We start from the raw sequence: 13879 nt of genomic DNA, 5'->3' as shown, positions 1-13879 counted from the left end.
TAGGTTTTAGGTTTTAGGTAAACAAAATACCTGTCACCTAAAACCTAACAGTTCGTTTTATTCTGATTTCTGTTCACGACCTAATAAGGCCATAGCAGCTGCTTTCATGTCTTTATTTTCATAAAGTACTTTGTATATTTGCTCAGTGATTGGCATTTCAACACCAGCACGCTGCGCGAGTAAATACACTTCTTTGGTGTTTCTAAATCCCTCAACTACTTGGCCGATTGATGCAATCGCATCATCAACACTTTCACCTTGACCTAAGGCTAAACCAAAACGGCGATTGCGCGACTGATTATCGGTACAGGTTAGAATTAAATCGCCTAACCCAGCCATCCCCATAAAGGTCTCTGGCTTTGCACCTAGGGCACAACCCAAACGCGATAACTCTGCTAAACCACGGGTAATAAGCGCGGTACGTGCATTTGCACCAAAGCCAACACCATCAGAAATCCCTGCACCAATAGCAATTACGTTTTTAACCGCACCACCAAGCTGTATGCCAATAAAGTCGTCATTGTTGTACACTCTAAACGAGCGACCGCAATGTAATAAATCGGCAATTTGTTTCGCAAATGCTGATGACGTTGATGACACCGAAATAGCGGTTGGTGAGCCCTTCGCCATTTCTTTGGCAAAAGTTGGCCCCGAAAGCACTGCTAATGGTACTTCTTCACCGAGTTCTTGCACTGCCACTTCTTGCAATAAACGCCCAGTATCTGGCTCAAGCCCTTTAGTAGCCCACGCTATTTTTGCATCAGAGCGCAAAGCCGGTTTAATTTGCTTTAACGTGTCAGCAAACGCATGACTTGGCACAACAACTAAAACAATATCGCTAGCTGCTGTTGCATGCTGTAAATCGGCTTCAAGAGTTAAGGTGTCAGGAAAAGGAATATCAGGTAAGTAACGTTGATTTTTTCGCTCAGCTGCAAGCGTCGCAACGTCTTGGCTATTGCGCCCCCATAAAGTCACTTTGTGACCATTTCGGGCTAAACAAATAGCAAGGGCGGTGCCATATGACCCCGCCCCTAAAACAGTAACAGCTGATGTTGCTGTATTCATAAATTATGCGTCTGCTGAAGCCTGCTCAGCTTGCGCTGTGCGTTGCTGCATGTACTGTGCAAATAATGCGTCAAAGTTAACTGGCGCAAGATTAAGTTGTGGAAACGTACCACGGTTTACTAAGTTCGATACCGCTTCACGTGCATATGGGAATAACACGTTAGGACAGAATGCACCTAGCATGTGTGCTAATTGCATCTCTTCAACTTCAGCAATAGTAAAAATACCTGCTTGTTGAATTTCACACAAAAACGCAGTTTCTTCACCGATAGATGCTGTTACAGTTAACGCTAAAACAACTTCGTAAACACCTTCATCAAGCTTATTAGAGCGTGTATCTAAATCTAATTTTACTTCTGGAGCCCACTCTTTTTGAAAAATAGCTGGTGAATTTGGCGTTTCAAACGACACATCTTTAGTGTAAATACGTTGAATAGTAAACTGTGCGCCTGCATCAGCTTCTGCTGCTGCATTTTGATTTTGTTCGTTCATTGTTATTCCTAACCTGTTATTTATTATAATTAATTAAATTAAGCACTCAGCTTAGCGTCAAGGTGACCTTGTGCTTCTAGTGCCATCATGTCGTCACAGCCACCGATGTGTTCATCGTTGATAAAAATTTGTGGAACCGTGCTTGCGCCACCGGCTTTGGCGATCATTTCATCGCGAAGCTCTGGCTGAACGCCAATATCAATGTTTGTGTATTCTACACCTTTGCTGTCTAACAGCGCTAATGCGCGATGACAAAAAGGACAATATCCTTTGGTGTATAAAACAACGTTACTCATAATTAATCCTTAATCGGTTTAGCTAAGAGATATTAGCGACCGCTTGTTGTTGGCAGACTTGCTGATTGCCACGCACCCATACCGCCAGATAAAACATAAACCTGTTCATAGCCTGCTTTATGCATTGCGGTTGCAACACCTGAGGCAGTCATGCCTGCAGCACATACCACTATAATGGGTTTGCTCTTATACTTTTCAAGGGTTGAGAAATCAGATTCTTTAGCTTTTTCTGGGTTTAAGTGCACAGCACCGGCAATATGACCTGTTTTAAACTCTTTTTGCCCGCGCATATCAACAACCTGACCGTCTTCGCGGTTAATAAGTAACGTTAACTGCTGAGGATTGATCTGACGAATTGCTGAAAATTTACTTTTTATTGCGCCACTAACAATAAGAAACGCAATCGCAACCCAAGCTAGGCTTAGAATTGGATGATTTGAGACAAATTCAATATATTGATCCATTCGACTTCCACTATAAAGTTACATGCTAAAACAAGGTGTTTTAGATATTTAATTCATATTTATTGTACTTACACAATGAGCAGTCACTCATCAATAAGTCAATTTAGAGCACTGCTAGGCTACTCTGAGTTTTACCTACACATAGGCTTAACTTACCCCACAAGCCTATTCAATACTTGAATAAAATAGGGATTAGCCGCGCAAGTATACCCAAATCAGCTAAAAATGCGAGTTTAAGCACGCGTGAAAGCCACAATGTAGTGCTCTTTTAACTGAAAAATAACCTAACCCTTTAAAATATTCAATTGAGAGAGTGAGCTCATTGAAAATTTTTAATATCTTCTTTTCATTGCTGATCCTAGCTATAAAACACGGTATGCTTAAGCTTGGCATGTTGGCATTAATGTTAGCGTGTATTTTAGCAACGCTAATTATTCAGGAGTGACTATGACAGAGCATAAAAAACCACTGGTATTAATGATTTTAGATGGCTGGGGATACAGAGAAGATGAGCAAAGCAATGCCATTTTAGCTGCTAATACCCCTGTATTAGATGAGCTTTGGGCAACTCGCCCTCATACATTAATCTCAGCATCGGGTTTAGATGTGGGTCTTCCTGTTGGTCAAATGGGTAATTCTGAGGTTGGCCACGTTAATTTAGGTGCTGGTCGTATTGTGTATCAAGATTTTACTCGCATCACAAAAGCCATTGATGATGGCGAATTTGATACAACCCCTGCACTGGTTGAAAACATTGATAAAGCTGTTCATGCCAACAAAGCCGTTCATATTATGGGACTGCTAAGCCCTGGTGGCGTTCATAGTCACGAAGATCATATTGTGGCGAGTATACAATTGGCTGCAAAACGCGGCGCTAAAGAGGTGTACTTTCATGCCTTTTTAGATGGCAGAGATACTCCCCCACGCAGTGCTAAAGCATCAATTGAGCGTATTGAAGCCTTGTTTAGCGAACTTAAATGTGGCCGTTTAGCCTCATTAATTGGTCGTTACTATGCCATGGACAGAGATAACCGCTGGAACCGTGTTGAAAAAGCGTATAATTTAATCACCCTAGGTGAAGGCGACTTTGATTATGAAGATGGCGTAAACGCACTTAACGCGGCTTATGAGCGCGATGAAAATGACGAATTTGTAGCAGCCAGTACTATTACCCCAAAAGGTAGCGAATCAGTAAAAGTAAATGATGGCGACACCATTATATTTGCCAACTTTAGAGCAGACCGCGCACGCGAAATCACTCGCGCCTTTGTCGAACCTGATTTTGACGGCTTTAATAAGAAAAAATCGCCCGAGCTTAGTGCCTTTGTGATGATGACTGAATACGCTGCTGATATTGATGCGCCAGTAGCTTTTGGCCCAACGCCGCTTAATAACGTACTTGGCGAATGGTTTGAAAAACAAGGTAAAACTCAGCTACGTATATCTGAAACTGAAAAATATGCCCACGTTACCTTCTTCTTCAGTGGCGGACGCGAAAATGAGTTTGACGGCGAAACTCGCGAGCTGATCCCATCTCCTCAAGTAGCAACGTATGATTTACAGCCAGAAATGAACTCACAAATGCTTACCGATAAACTCGTTGCAGCAATAAAAAGTGGAAAGTATGATGCCATTATTTGTAACTACCCTAATGGCGATATGGTAGGCCACTCAGGTGTATTTGAGGCGGCAGTTAAAGCCTGTGAAGCAGTAGATAGCTGTATTGGTCGCGTAGTTGATGCCCTTAAAGAATATGGTGGAGAAGCACTAATAACTGCTGATCATGGTAATGCAGAGCAAATGGCAAACCTTAAAACAGGCCAAGCGCACACAGCACATACTAGCGAGCCAGTACCCTTTATTTATGTAGGTCGTGACGCACAAGCGCATACCGGTAAAGCCTTGAGCGATGTTGCACCTACTATGCTGCATTTAATGGGTTTGGAACAACCTGCAGAAATGACAGGTTCGCCAATTATGGTGTTGAAATAATTTATGAATAAAAGCGCATGCCGCATCATTGCGTGTATATGTGTACTAAACTCATTAGCCACTGGCGTTGCAGTGGCTAATGAAGATCGTACCAAAAAAGACCTATCCCAAGTACAAGTTGCTTTAGAGCAAAGCCAAGCTGAGTTTCAACAACAGCAAAAAGAAATAGCTAAACAGCAGCAAAAACTAAAAACACATGAGCTCGCTATAGCGAAAAACGCTAAAGCACTTAATATGGCTGAGCAATCCGTTAAAAAAACACAACAACAGCAAGCAGAGCAACAACAACGCGCGGCAAAGCTTGAAAAACAACAAGCCCAATTTCAACGTATTTTAGCAGCACAGTTAAAAAGTGCTTATATGGCAGGTAGCGATGACTATTCAAAAATGCTACTTAACCAAGAAGATACCGCCAAATTTGAACGCACACTTAGCTACTATAACTACCTGAATAAAGCTCGTATAAAGCAACTTGATGATCTTAAAGCACTGCAAGTTGAGATTGCAAAAAATCAAGCTGAGCTTGCGAAAACAAAAGAGAGGCTCGTTGCTTTATTTGAAGAACAAAAAAGACGACAAGCAGCACTTCTTGGGGCTAAAAATGAGCGCCAAGCAAGCTTACAAAACCTAAAAAAGCAGTTAAATAAAACCAAAAATTCCATTAGCTATTTAGAAGAAAACGAACAAACTCTGATCGCCACTATCAAAGAACTTGAAGAAGAAGAAAAAGTTACAAAAATTGAACTACTTGGCTTAAATCGTAATAAAGGAAAATTAAACTGGCCGAGCAAAGGAAAATTAGCGCATAGGTTTGGTCAACGTAAGCACGGCGGAATAAACTGGAAAGGTGTATTAATTTCTGCATCTGAAGGGACTTCAGTTAATAGCATTGATAATGGCCAAGTAGTATTTGCCGACTGGTTAAAAGGCTATGGCTGGGTAATCGTACTTGACCATGGTCAAGGTTTTATGAGCTTATACGGACACGCACAAACCTTGCTAAAAGACGTGGGTGATATGGTCAGAGAAGGTGAAAGTGTTGCATTAGTTGGGCAAAGCGGTGGACAAGCCGATTCTGGTCTATACTTTGAAATACGTCATAAAGGGCGTGCTGTTAATCCCATAAAATGGTGCAGGCGTATTTAATATCAAAATAGCTGCATCCTGTTAGAGGCAGTTATGATAAACACACACATTTGCCAACAAAAAACCTCTGTGAAAAAGCGTGCACCCTGCTTTTGTTTTATCTTATTTGTTTTATTAGTGTTTTTTGGCTTTATAAATACAGCCTATGCAAGCTCGGTTAAAGACTTAGAAAGCCAAAAAATAAATGAAATACTGTTTAATATTCACACCTACTACGTTGATGATTTAGCACTGCAAAACAGTGAGTATATTGAATACAACTCGTCTCAATTTGAACGCTTATACTCTAAGCTCGACGCCTACTCTAAGTATTTAGATAAAAATGAGCTAAATGCATTATTTAATAACACGAATGGTCGCTATACCGGCCTAGGTATAGAAGTAAAAAGCATCGAGCAACGCACCACGATTGTTAAAGTAATTAATAATTCACCAGCCAAACAAGCAGGACTTCGCTCAGGCGATATAATTACTGCCGTTAATCAGCACTATGTAGAAAACAGTCCGATTGATTTAGTTGCACAATACATCAAAGACAGCGCTAACGGTAAAGTACAGCTAAGTATTACCCGTAATAACACTCAAACACCGCTAATATTTAATCTAAGTAGAAAACAAATTAAGCTAACGAGTGTAACTAAGCAACTACTTGACTCAGGTAGCGGTTATATCGCTATTAATAACTTTTCTAATCACACTTTGCATGAAGTTGCCTTGCAAATAGCCGCCATGCAAAACCATTATGGCCATTCATTAAAAGGCCTAATTATTGATTTACGAGATAACCCGGGAGGCACTTTAAAGAGTGCAGTTGCGGTAGCAGACCTGTTTCTTCAAGATGGCTTAATTGTAACGACCAAAGGGCGCTTTTATGATTCGAATCAATCTTTTTACGCTAAACGCGGCGATATTTTGAAAGGTGCTCCGATTGTTGTCCTGATTAATGAAAACTCAGCCTCAGCAGCAGAAATACTGGCTGCAGCGTTAAAAGAAAATCTACGTGCAAAAATAGTAGGGAGTCAGTCGTTTGGCAAAGGAACAGTGCAATCACTTATTCCATTAGGCGACGGCGATACCGCCTTAAAACTAACCACCGCACGTTACTTTACGCCACTGGGAGAGTCTATTGAAGGGATTGGCGTAACTCCAAATGTGGCGATTAATCAAACAACACTTCCACAAACAAATAAAGCCGCTATAATAAAAAATGAACAATCAGAACAAAACACCGTTTTTAACGCTGAAGAATTAGCCGATATCCAGTTAGTAAAAGCAAAACAGCTACTTAGCATGCAATAAAAACGGTAAACTATTTAAAGACAATAAAAATTATAAAACGTGAAAATTATAAATTTAATGGTGTTAGCTGGGCTTTTTTTAATCCTATTTGCTACACCCTATGGTGTTAAAGCCAAACAAATAGCCATAGTGATCGATGACATAGGTTATCATCAACGTGACCTAGAATTCCTAAGTTTACCTGGGCAATTGTCTTATTCAATTTTGCCTCACACCCCCTATTCTCAAATATTTGCAACCCTTGCTAGTCAGTCAAATAAAGAGCTCCTGTTGCATGTGCCTATGCAAGCTTTAAATGGTAAAAAGCTAGGCCCTGGGGCGCTTACTTTAAATATGGATAAAGCACAACTTCAACAAACACTCGGTAATGCACTAGCGAGTTTGCCACAAGTTAAAGGGGTTAATAATCATATGGGTTCTGCACTCACTCAGCAAAGCCAAGCAATGAAGTGGACCATGGAAGTACTTAAAAAGCGTCAGTTGTATTTTCTCGATAGCCGAACAACCGAATTAAGCCAGGCGCAAAATGCAGCTAACTTTTTGGGGGTAGAAAATATTGGTCGGCATGTATTTTTAGATAATATAACTACCCCTGAGCAGCTACAATTTAGGTTAGAAGAGCTAAAGTCAAAAGCAACTAAATATCAGTTTGCCATTGCAATAGCGCACCCCTACCCCGAAACTATCGATTTTTTACGCCAAGCTTTGCCGCAATTAATCGAGCAAGGATTTGAACTGGTACCAGTATCACAGCTGGTAGAACGTAAGTATGTACAAATAGCCCAACAACAAGCCATTTCATTAAACTGATGGAGTAAGCAAACGCCTTACTCCAACAGTTAATTTAACTCAATTATAAGTATGGTATTTATAAAACAAATGTCGCTACCTTGGCATTTAGATCTGTAGCTCTGTCTTTTAATACTTCGGCTTGGCTTAAATGCGCGGTAGCTGAGGTAGTTATTTCATCGGTTACATCTTTAATAGCAACCGTATTTCTAGTAATTTCATTGGTCACTTGCGTTTGCTCTTCTGCTGCAACCGCTATTTGACCCGCCATATCAGAAATCTCATTTACCGCCAAAGTAATTTCTTCTAGTGCGTGTGCGGCAGCATTTACATCATCCACACTATTGTTGGCATAGCCCTTACTGCTGTCCATCAAGCTCACTGCTTTTTTAGTGGTGTTTTGTAAGGTTTCTATAGTGGTATAAATTTCGGCTGTAGAGTTTTGTGTTCTTCTTGATAACACGCGCACCTCATCGGCAACCACTGCAAAACCACGCCCCTGCTCTCCCGCCCGAGCGGCTTCTATTGCTGCATTAAGTGCTAAGAGATTTGTTTGCTCAGCAATTTCTTGAATGGTAGTTAAAATGCTCGATATAGCCTGAGCATGCAAACTTAATTCACCAATAACTGTGGTAGTTTGGTCTATTTCGCCCGCGAGTGAATTAATCGTGTTTCTGGTTTTATCAACTAACAGCTTACCTTCACGGCTACTTTGTGCCGATTGTTGCGATGCGGTTGCGGTGTTTTCTGCATTAGCGGCAATTTCATGGGTTGCACTCGCCATTTCTGTGACCGCGGTAGCAACCATAGCCACTTCTTGTTGCTGACGCTGCAACTCACTGACACTGCTTTGGTTGGTGATCAAGCTTTTCTCTGCATCAAAGTCTAAGTCAGTAGCTAATTGACGAATATGACTGATCAGTTCATGTTGGCTGCTAACAAAACGATTAAAACTATCAGCCAGAACCCCAACTTCATCTTGCGTATCAACAGTTATACGCTGGGTTAAATCACCGTTACCATCTGCAATTGTTGATAAAGCTTGCGACACTCGGCTCAAAGGGGCGAGCAATACACCCAATAACCATGAAATAGCCAACACACTCAGTAAAAGTGCTACTGCAACCAGCACTAATTGGGTCAACAATAAACTAATAAGCGGAGCCTCTAAAGTTTGTTTATCCAATACAAACAACAACTGCCAATCTGTATTGTTAATGTTTTCACCCCAAACTAGCTTATCTCGGTCTTCACTCTCAAAGTAAACAGGAGTAAATTCACCGTTTTGACTGTTAGATAAAATTAATTGATGATTTATTTTCGAGTCAATACGCGTAATATCTGCCATTACTTTTCTAGCGTCTTTGTAGGCAATCACAGTGCCATCTTTATGCATCATAATGGCGTACCCATCCGCAGGCAAAGACATTGTATTGACGCTATCGACCAGGGCCTCAATCGATAAATCCCCCGCGACCACACCGCTTTGCGTGGTTTTAGCAATAGAAACAACCAACAGATTATACGCGGTATCTAAATAAGGTTTGGTAATTACGGTGCTACTTTGAAGCAGTGCTTGTTTATACCATGGACGAGTGCGCGGATCGTAGCCGGTGCGATCAATACTGGGATCAGAGTCAGTCATTTTTCCGCTACTATCTCCAAAGTAAGTTAACTGAAAGCCACCTGAAAATGCTGCTTGCTGAAGTGCGCTGAGCGTGTTGCCCTCAACCTTATTCGCAACCGATTTAATTATCTGCTGACGACTAGCTAGCCAATCTTCAATACTCGTAGCTTGTTGCTTACCAGATTGGCTTACGTTATCAATACTGCTTTTTAGCAGTAACGCTTTTTGAGAGGTATAGCTATTCCACGACAGCAATACAATAATAACGGCTAGGGCAAGAACGACCGATAGCAAGATTTTTTTCTTTAGTGAATATGAGTTCATATTGAGTGTAAATACTCGCGTTAAATGAAATTGAAAGGCAACAAACCAGCAATTAAATGACTTAATTTAGGCTACGATTTGAGCGATAAGTCGCTCAGGTGCGCGAATATTTTCATATACCCAAATTAAAAACAAACTAAAATCATGTATTTAAATTAAAACCAAACTTATTCATTAATTTTAAATAGCGTATATTTAATTAAAAGATACATAGATGTGACTAGAGGTAAGCAGAACAAGAAAAACGATACTTTCTATTAACCTTTTTAGTTAGCTTTTTTAGTTAAAAAAAAGCCCCGCATTTTCATGCAGGGCTTAATCAGTTTTTAGTGCGATTAACTCATCGCGCTTTGTAATTTTTTCATTGCTGTTTTTTCCAGCTGGCGAACACGCTCTGCTGATACGCTGTATTTTTCAGCCAGCTCTTGCAGTGTTGCTTTATCGTCTGACAGCCAACGAGCACTAACAATATCTTGAGAACGCTCATCGAGAGTTTTCAAAGCGCTAAATAAACGCGTATGTGACTGTTCTTGCCATTGTTGCTGTTCAATGTCGTCAGCTAAATCAGCAGAACCATCGGTTAAGTACTGTACCGGTGAGTAAGTACTAGTTGGCGCGTCATCATTATCGTCGCCAGTTAAATCAAAGCCCATGTCTTGGCCGCTCATACGCGATTCCATTTCACGTACTTCTTTTTCACTCACACCTAGCTCGCTAGCTACTGTGCTCACTTCAGCTTGGTTAAACCAACCTAAACGCTTTTTATTTTTACGTAAGTTAAAAAACAATTTACGTTGTGCTTTGGTCGTGGCCACTTTAACGATACGCCAGTTTTTAAGCACAAACTCATGAATTTCGGCTTTAATCCAATGAACGGCAAATGAAACCAAACGTACACCCACTGATGGGTCAAAACGTTTTACTGCTTTCATCAGTCCGATGTTACCTTCTTGAATTAAATCAGCTTGAGGTAACCCGTAACCCGAGTAGCTTTTAGCTATGTGCGCTACAAAGCGCAAATGCGACATAATGAGTTGCTTTGCAGCACTAAGATCGCCTTCTTCCTGAAGTCTTTTTGCAAGTTCCTGCTCTTGCTCAACTTTAAGCATAGGAATAGTACTAACAGCTTGAAGGTAGCCGTCCATACTTGCGCTTTGTTGCCCAACTGTAAGTGCCATTGCGTATAAATCTTTACTCATTTTTCACCTCGGTGATAAACATTTGAAACCATCTTAGCACTCTTTTAGCAAGAGTGCTAACTTGAATTTAAAACTTTTTTGAATCATAAATCAAGTGGTTTTTTTAGTGTTAAGTCAGTCTACGCTAGGCGACTGAATAACCTATGAATTGATTTAGCCAAAACAAAAATAACCTTTTTGCTTTGGCTTTTTTATTATTTTAAACTTAAAACATGACAGTTTTAAGAATTATATTAGAGCCCTAAACCTTATCAGGTTCTATTTCTGAGATGTAACGATTAACCGATAAGTAAGAACCAATAAAACCTAAACTAGTAGCAAGTAATACCAACGCGCCAAACTCATTAAGACTAAGCCCTATTAGCGTAAAACTGGTTTGATACACCCCTGCCACACTACTTACTGCAGCAGATAGCCACCACATCATTAATGCTACACAAATAAAGGCAAACAATCCGCCAATCACTCCATACCAAATGCCAGTCCATAAAAAGGGAGCGTGTATAAAGGTATTGGTTGCCCCTACTAGCTTCATTACCTGTATTTCTTCTTTTTTATCCATAATAGATAAACGAATTGTATTGCCTATAATAAGCGTCACTGAGGTAAGTAATAATAGCGCAATAGTAATTACACTCTCTTTTAACAAACTTAGTAATGCATTTAGGCGCTCAAGCCAAGCAATATCAAGCTTACCAAAGTCAACTTCGCGTTCGGCTTCAAGTTTTTTAAGCAATTGCTTAGCTGCATTAGGTTGGCTATGTCGTTGTGTTGGTGTGACTAAAACTACATTCGGTAACGGGTTGGTATCTAAATATTCTAGAGCCTGACCAAAGCCAGACATTTCTTTGAACTCATCCAAAGCCTCAGTGCGAGAAATAAAAGTCACAGTTTGTATTTCGGGATATAGCGCTAAGCGTTTAACTAAGGTTTGCGTTTCTTGCTCGCTCATATTTTCTTTTACAAACAAGGATATTTCGCTGGCTTGCTCAAAACCACTACTCACTTGCTGCACATTTTTTACCACTAAATATAGTGTTGCAGGCAAGGTTAAACTCAAACCGAGTACTGCAATGGTCATCATTGAAGCCAATGGCGTGCGCCACATTTCTCCTAGGCTGTACACACCTTGGCGAAAAATATTAATAATAAAAAAGTAACCGCCAGAGAATACTGACTTTTTTTGTTTATCATTACTATTTTGACGGCTTTTGAACAGTAAACTCATAATACCCCCTCAGCCAGTGGATCTTGGCTCATTCGTCCGTCATGAAGCGTTAAACTGCGGTACTTCATCCGTGACACTAAGCCCAAATCATGAGTGGCAATTAAAACCGTGGTGCCATGTTTATTAAAGTCTTCAAACAGGCGTAATATTTCCATTGATAATTCAGGGTCTAAGTTACCGGTAGGTTCATCGGCTAGCAATATAGGTGGCGAATTGACGATGGCTCGTGCAATCCCTACTCGTTGTTGTTCACCACCAGAAAGTGTAGAAGGGTGACAGCGCACTTTATCTAACAAGCCCACTTTATCAAGCGCTCCATGCACACGTTTGGCAATTTGCTTGTGGTGAGTCCCTTCAATAATTAAGGGCAAAGCAACGTTATCAAATACCGTGTATCGCTCTAATAATCGATGATTTTGAAAAATAATACCAATGTCGCGACGTGCATACGGAATTTGACGGGAATTTAATTTATTTAAATCCACGCCATTAATAAACACGTTTCCTGCAGAAGGACGTTCCATTAAGCTAATAAGCTTTAATAGTGTACTTTTACCAGCCCCACTGTGGCCAGTTAGAAAGGCCAATTCGCCAGGCTTTATATGAAAGTTCACTTTTTCAAGCGCGCGGTGTCCACCGGCATAGGTTTTACTTACTTGCTGAAAATTTATCATTTTTTATTATTGCCAATTTATTGTTAGCCTTAGGCTCTAAATAAAATGGTATTCCTCGCAATTAAAAAGGGAGCAGGCTCCCTTTTGGTAAATTAAGCGTCGTCCTCATCTTGACTAAATAGCGCGTCAATAAAGTCATCGCTCTTGAAGGTACGTAAATCATCAATACTTTCACCTACGCCAATGTAACGAATAGGGATATTAAACTTATCGGCAACGGCAAAAATAACCCCACCTTTAGCAGTACCATCAAGCTTTGATAATGTGATACCTGTTAAACCTACACATTGATTAAATAGGTTTACTTGGCTAATTGCATTTTGGCCTGTACCAGCATCAATAGTCAGCATCACTTCATGAGGTGCATCAGGGTCTACTTTTTTCATTACACGGGCTATTTTTTCAAGCTCTTGCATTAAGTTATCTTTATTTTGCAAGCGCCCTGCTGTATCAGCAATTAACACATCGATATTACGTGCTTTTGCAGCTTGAAAAGCATCAAATACTACCGATGCACTATCAGCACCTGTATGTTGAGCTATTACCGGAATGCTGTTGCGCTCACCCCATACTTGAAGCTGCTCTACCGCTGCAGCTCTAAAAGTATCACCGGCAGCAAGCATGACCGACTTACCTTGATTTTGGAATTGCTTGGCCATTTTACCAATGGTGGTGGTTTTACCTACGCCGTTTACCCCTACCATTAAAATAACAAAAGGTTTTTTATCTGCTGGTATTTCTAAAGGCTGCTCTGCTGTTTTTAGCATAGTTGCCATTTCTTGTTTCATAAGCTCATAAAGCGCATCACCATCTTTAAGTTGCTTGCGATCGGCTGCATCAGTTAAATTATCAATGAGCTTCATGGTGGTATCAACACCAAGATCAGCAGTAAGTAACTGAGTCTCTAGCTCTTCAAATAACTCGTCGTCAATTTTTTTACCGCTAAAAATTGACGAAAAACCAGAGCCAATATTAACTCGAGTTTTAAGTAAGCCTTTTTTAAGTCGAGAGAAAAAGCCTTCTTTTTTAGGTTTTTCCGCTTTTTTTGCTTCTTCCTCTGCAAGCTCTGCGGTCAGTCGCTGTTGTTCTAGGCGTTCAGCCTCTTCTTCAGCTGCAATACGTTCTTGCTCTAAACGTTCATTCTCTGCTTGCTCTGCTGCAATGCGCTGTTGCTCTAAACGCTCATGCTCAGCTTGTTCTGCTGCAATACGCTGTTGTTCTAAACGCTCATTCTCAGCTTGCTCTGCTGCAATACGCTGTTGCTCTAAGCGCTCATTCTCAGCT

The 13879-nt window shown here is 40.6% G+C and carries 13 protein-coding genes; 4 read left to right on the top strand and 9 right to left on the bottom strand.

Annotated features, from left to right (window positions below; genetic code table 11):
* Window positions 1–57 precede the first annotated feature (57 nt).
* The 4 genes from gpsA to CWB78_RS18040 are packed head-to-tail and all read right to left on the bottom strand — an operon-like array spanning window position 58 to window position 2317.
* Window positions 58–1065 carry an NAD(P)H-dependent glycerol-3-phosphate dehydrogenase gene (gpsA, locus tag CWB78_RS18055; protein WP_055012423.1) on the bottom strand — a complete coding sequence of 336 codons (1008 nt, stop codon included), beginning with the start codon at window positions 1063–1065 and terminating at the stop codon, window positions 58–60.
* A 3-nt stretch (window positions 1066–1068) separates the two neighbouring features.
* A complete protein-coding gene (gene secB, locus CWB78_RS18050) occupies window positions 1069–1557 on the bottom strand; it encodes a protein-export chaperone SecB (RefSeq protein WP_010391837.1) in 489 nt (162 codons plus the stop codon).
* Between the two features lie 38 nt (window positions 1558–1595).
* Window positions 1596–1853, bottom strand: coding sequence for a glutaredoxin 3 (gene grxC, locus CWB78_RS18045; protein ID WP_010391834.1), 258 nt, complete (start codon window positions 1851–1853; stop codon window positions 1596–1598).
* Between the two features lie 32 nt (window positions 1854–1885).
* Window positions 1886–2317: a rhodanese-like domain-containing protein gene (locus tag CWB78_RS18040; RefSeq protein ID WP_010391832.1), complete on the bottom strand. Its 432-nt coding sequence runs from the start codon at window positions 2315–2317 to the stop codon at window positions 1886–1888.
* A 447-nt stretch (window positions 2318–2764) separates the two neighbouring features.
* Between CWB78_RS18040 and gpmM the strand changes: the two genes are divergently transcribed.
* Genes gpmM through CWB78_RS18020 form a run of 4 tightly spaced genes read left to right on the top strand, consistent with a single transcriptional unit; the run spans window position 2765 to window position 7564 of the window.
* Entirely contained in the window at window positions 2765–4309 is a 1545-nt protein-coding gene (gpmM, locus tag CWB78_RS18035) for a 2,3-bisphosphoglycerate-independent phosphoglycerate mutase (protein ID WP_075169875.1), read from the top strand.
* Window positions 4310–4312: 3 nt separating this feature from the next.
* Entirely contained in the window at window positions 4313–5455 is a 1143-nt protein-coding gene (locus CWB78_RS18030) for a murein hydrolase activator EnvC family protein (protein ID WP_010391825.1), read from the top strand.
* 33 nt (window positions 5456–5488) lie between these two features.
* Entirely contained in the window at window positions 5489–6754 is a 1266-nt protein-coding gene (locus CWB78_RS18025) for a S41 family peptidase (RefSeq protein WP_138596792.1), read from the top strand.
* Window positions 6755–6811: 57 nt separating this feature from the next.
* Window positions 6812–7564, top strand: coding sequence for a divergent polysaccharide deacetylase family protein (locus CWB78_RS18020; RefSeq protein ID WP_041709615.1), 753 nt, complete (start codon window positions 6812–6814; stop codon window positions 7562–7564).
* Between the two features lie 58 nt (window positions 7565–7622).
* Here the strand turns inward: CWB78_RS18020 and CWB78_RS18015 are convergent, their stop codons facing one another.
* The 5 genes from CWB78_RS18015 to ftsY form a co-directional block, all read right to left on the bottom strand.
* Entirely contained in the window at window positions 7623–9494 is a 1872-nt protein-coding gene (locus tag CWB78_RS18015) for a methyl-accepting chemotaxis protein (RefSeq protein ID WP_138596790.1), read from the bottom strand.
* 335 nt (window positions 9495–9829) lie between these two features.
* The gene (rpoH, locus tag CWB78_RS18010; RefSeq protein WP_008114893.1) at window positions 9830–10693 is read right to left on the bottom strand and encodes an RNA polymerase sigma factor RpoH; all 864 of its coding nucleotides are present in this window, start codon (window positions 10691–10693) and stop codon (window positions 9830–9832) included.
* A gap of 241 nt (window positions 10694–10934) precedes the next feature.
* The gene (gene ftsX / locus CWB78_RS18005) at window positions 10935–11921 is read right to left on the bottom strand and encodes a permease-like cell division protein FtsX (RefSeq protein WP_008114892.1); all 987 of its coding nucleotides are present in this window, start codon (window positions 11919–11921) and stop codon (window positions 10935–10937) included.
* Window positions 11918–12595 (bottom strand): cell division ATP-binding protein FtsE, encoded by a 678-nt coding sequence (gene ftsE / locus CWB78_RS18000; RefSeq protein WP_008114891.1) that lies wholly within the window; start codon window positions 12593–12595, stop codon window positions 11918–11920. The genes ftsX and ftsE overlap by 4 nt, the downstream gene beginning before the upstream one ends.
* Window positions 12596–12687: 92 nt before the next feature.
* Window positions 12688–13879: signal recognition particle-docking protein FtsY (gene ftsY / locus CWB78_RS17995; RefSeq protein ID WP_138596788.1), on the bottom strand; the 1192-nt coding region annotated here is incomplete at its 5' end.

The organism is Pseudoalteromonas sp. S1612 (genome assembly GCF_005887175.1).
Lineage (GTDB): Bacteria > Pseudomonadota > Gammaproteobacteria > Enterobacterales > Alteromonadaceae > Pseudoalteromonas > Pseudoalteromonas undina.
The sequence above is the reverse complement of the archived record's forward strand: the minus strand, read 5'-3'. Positions and strand labels throughout refer to the sequence as shown.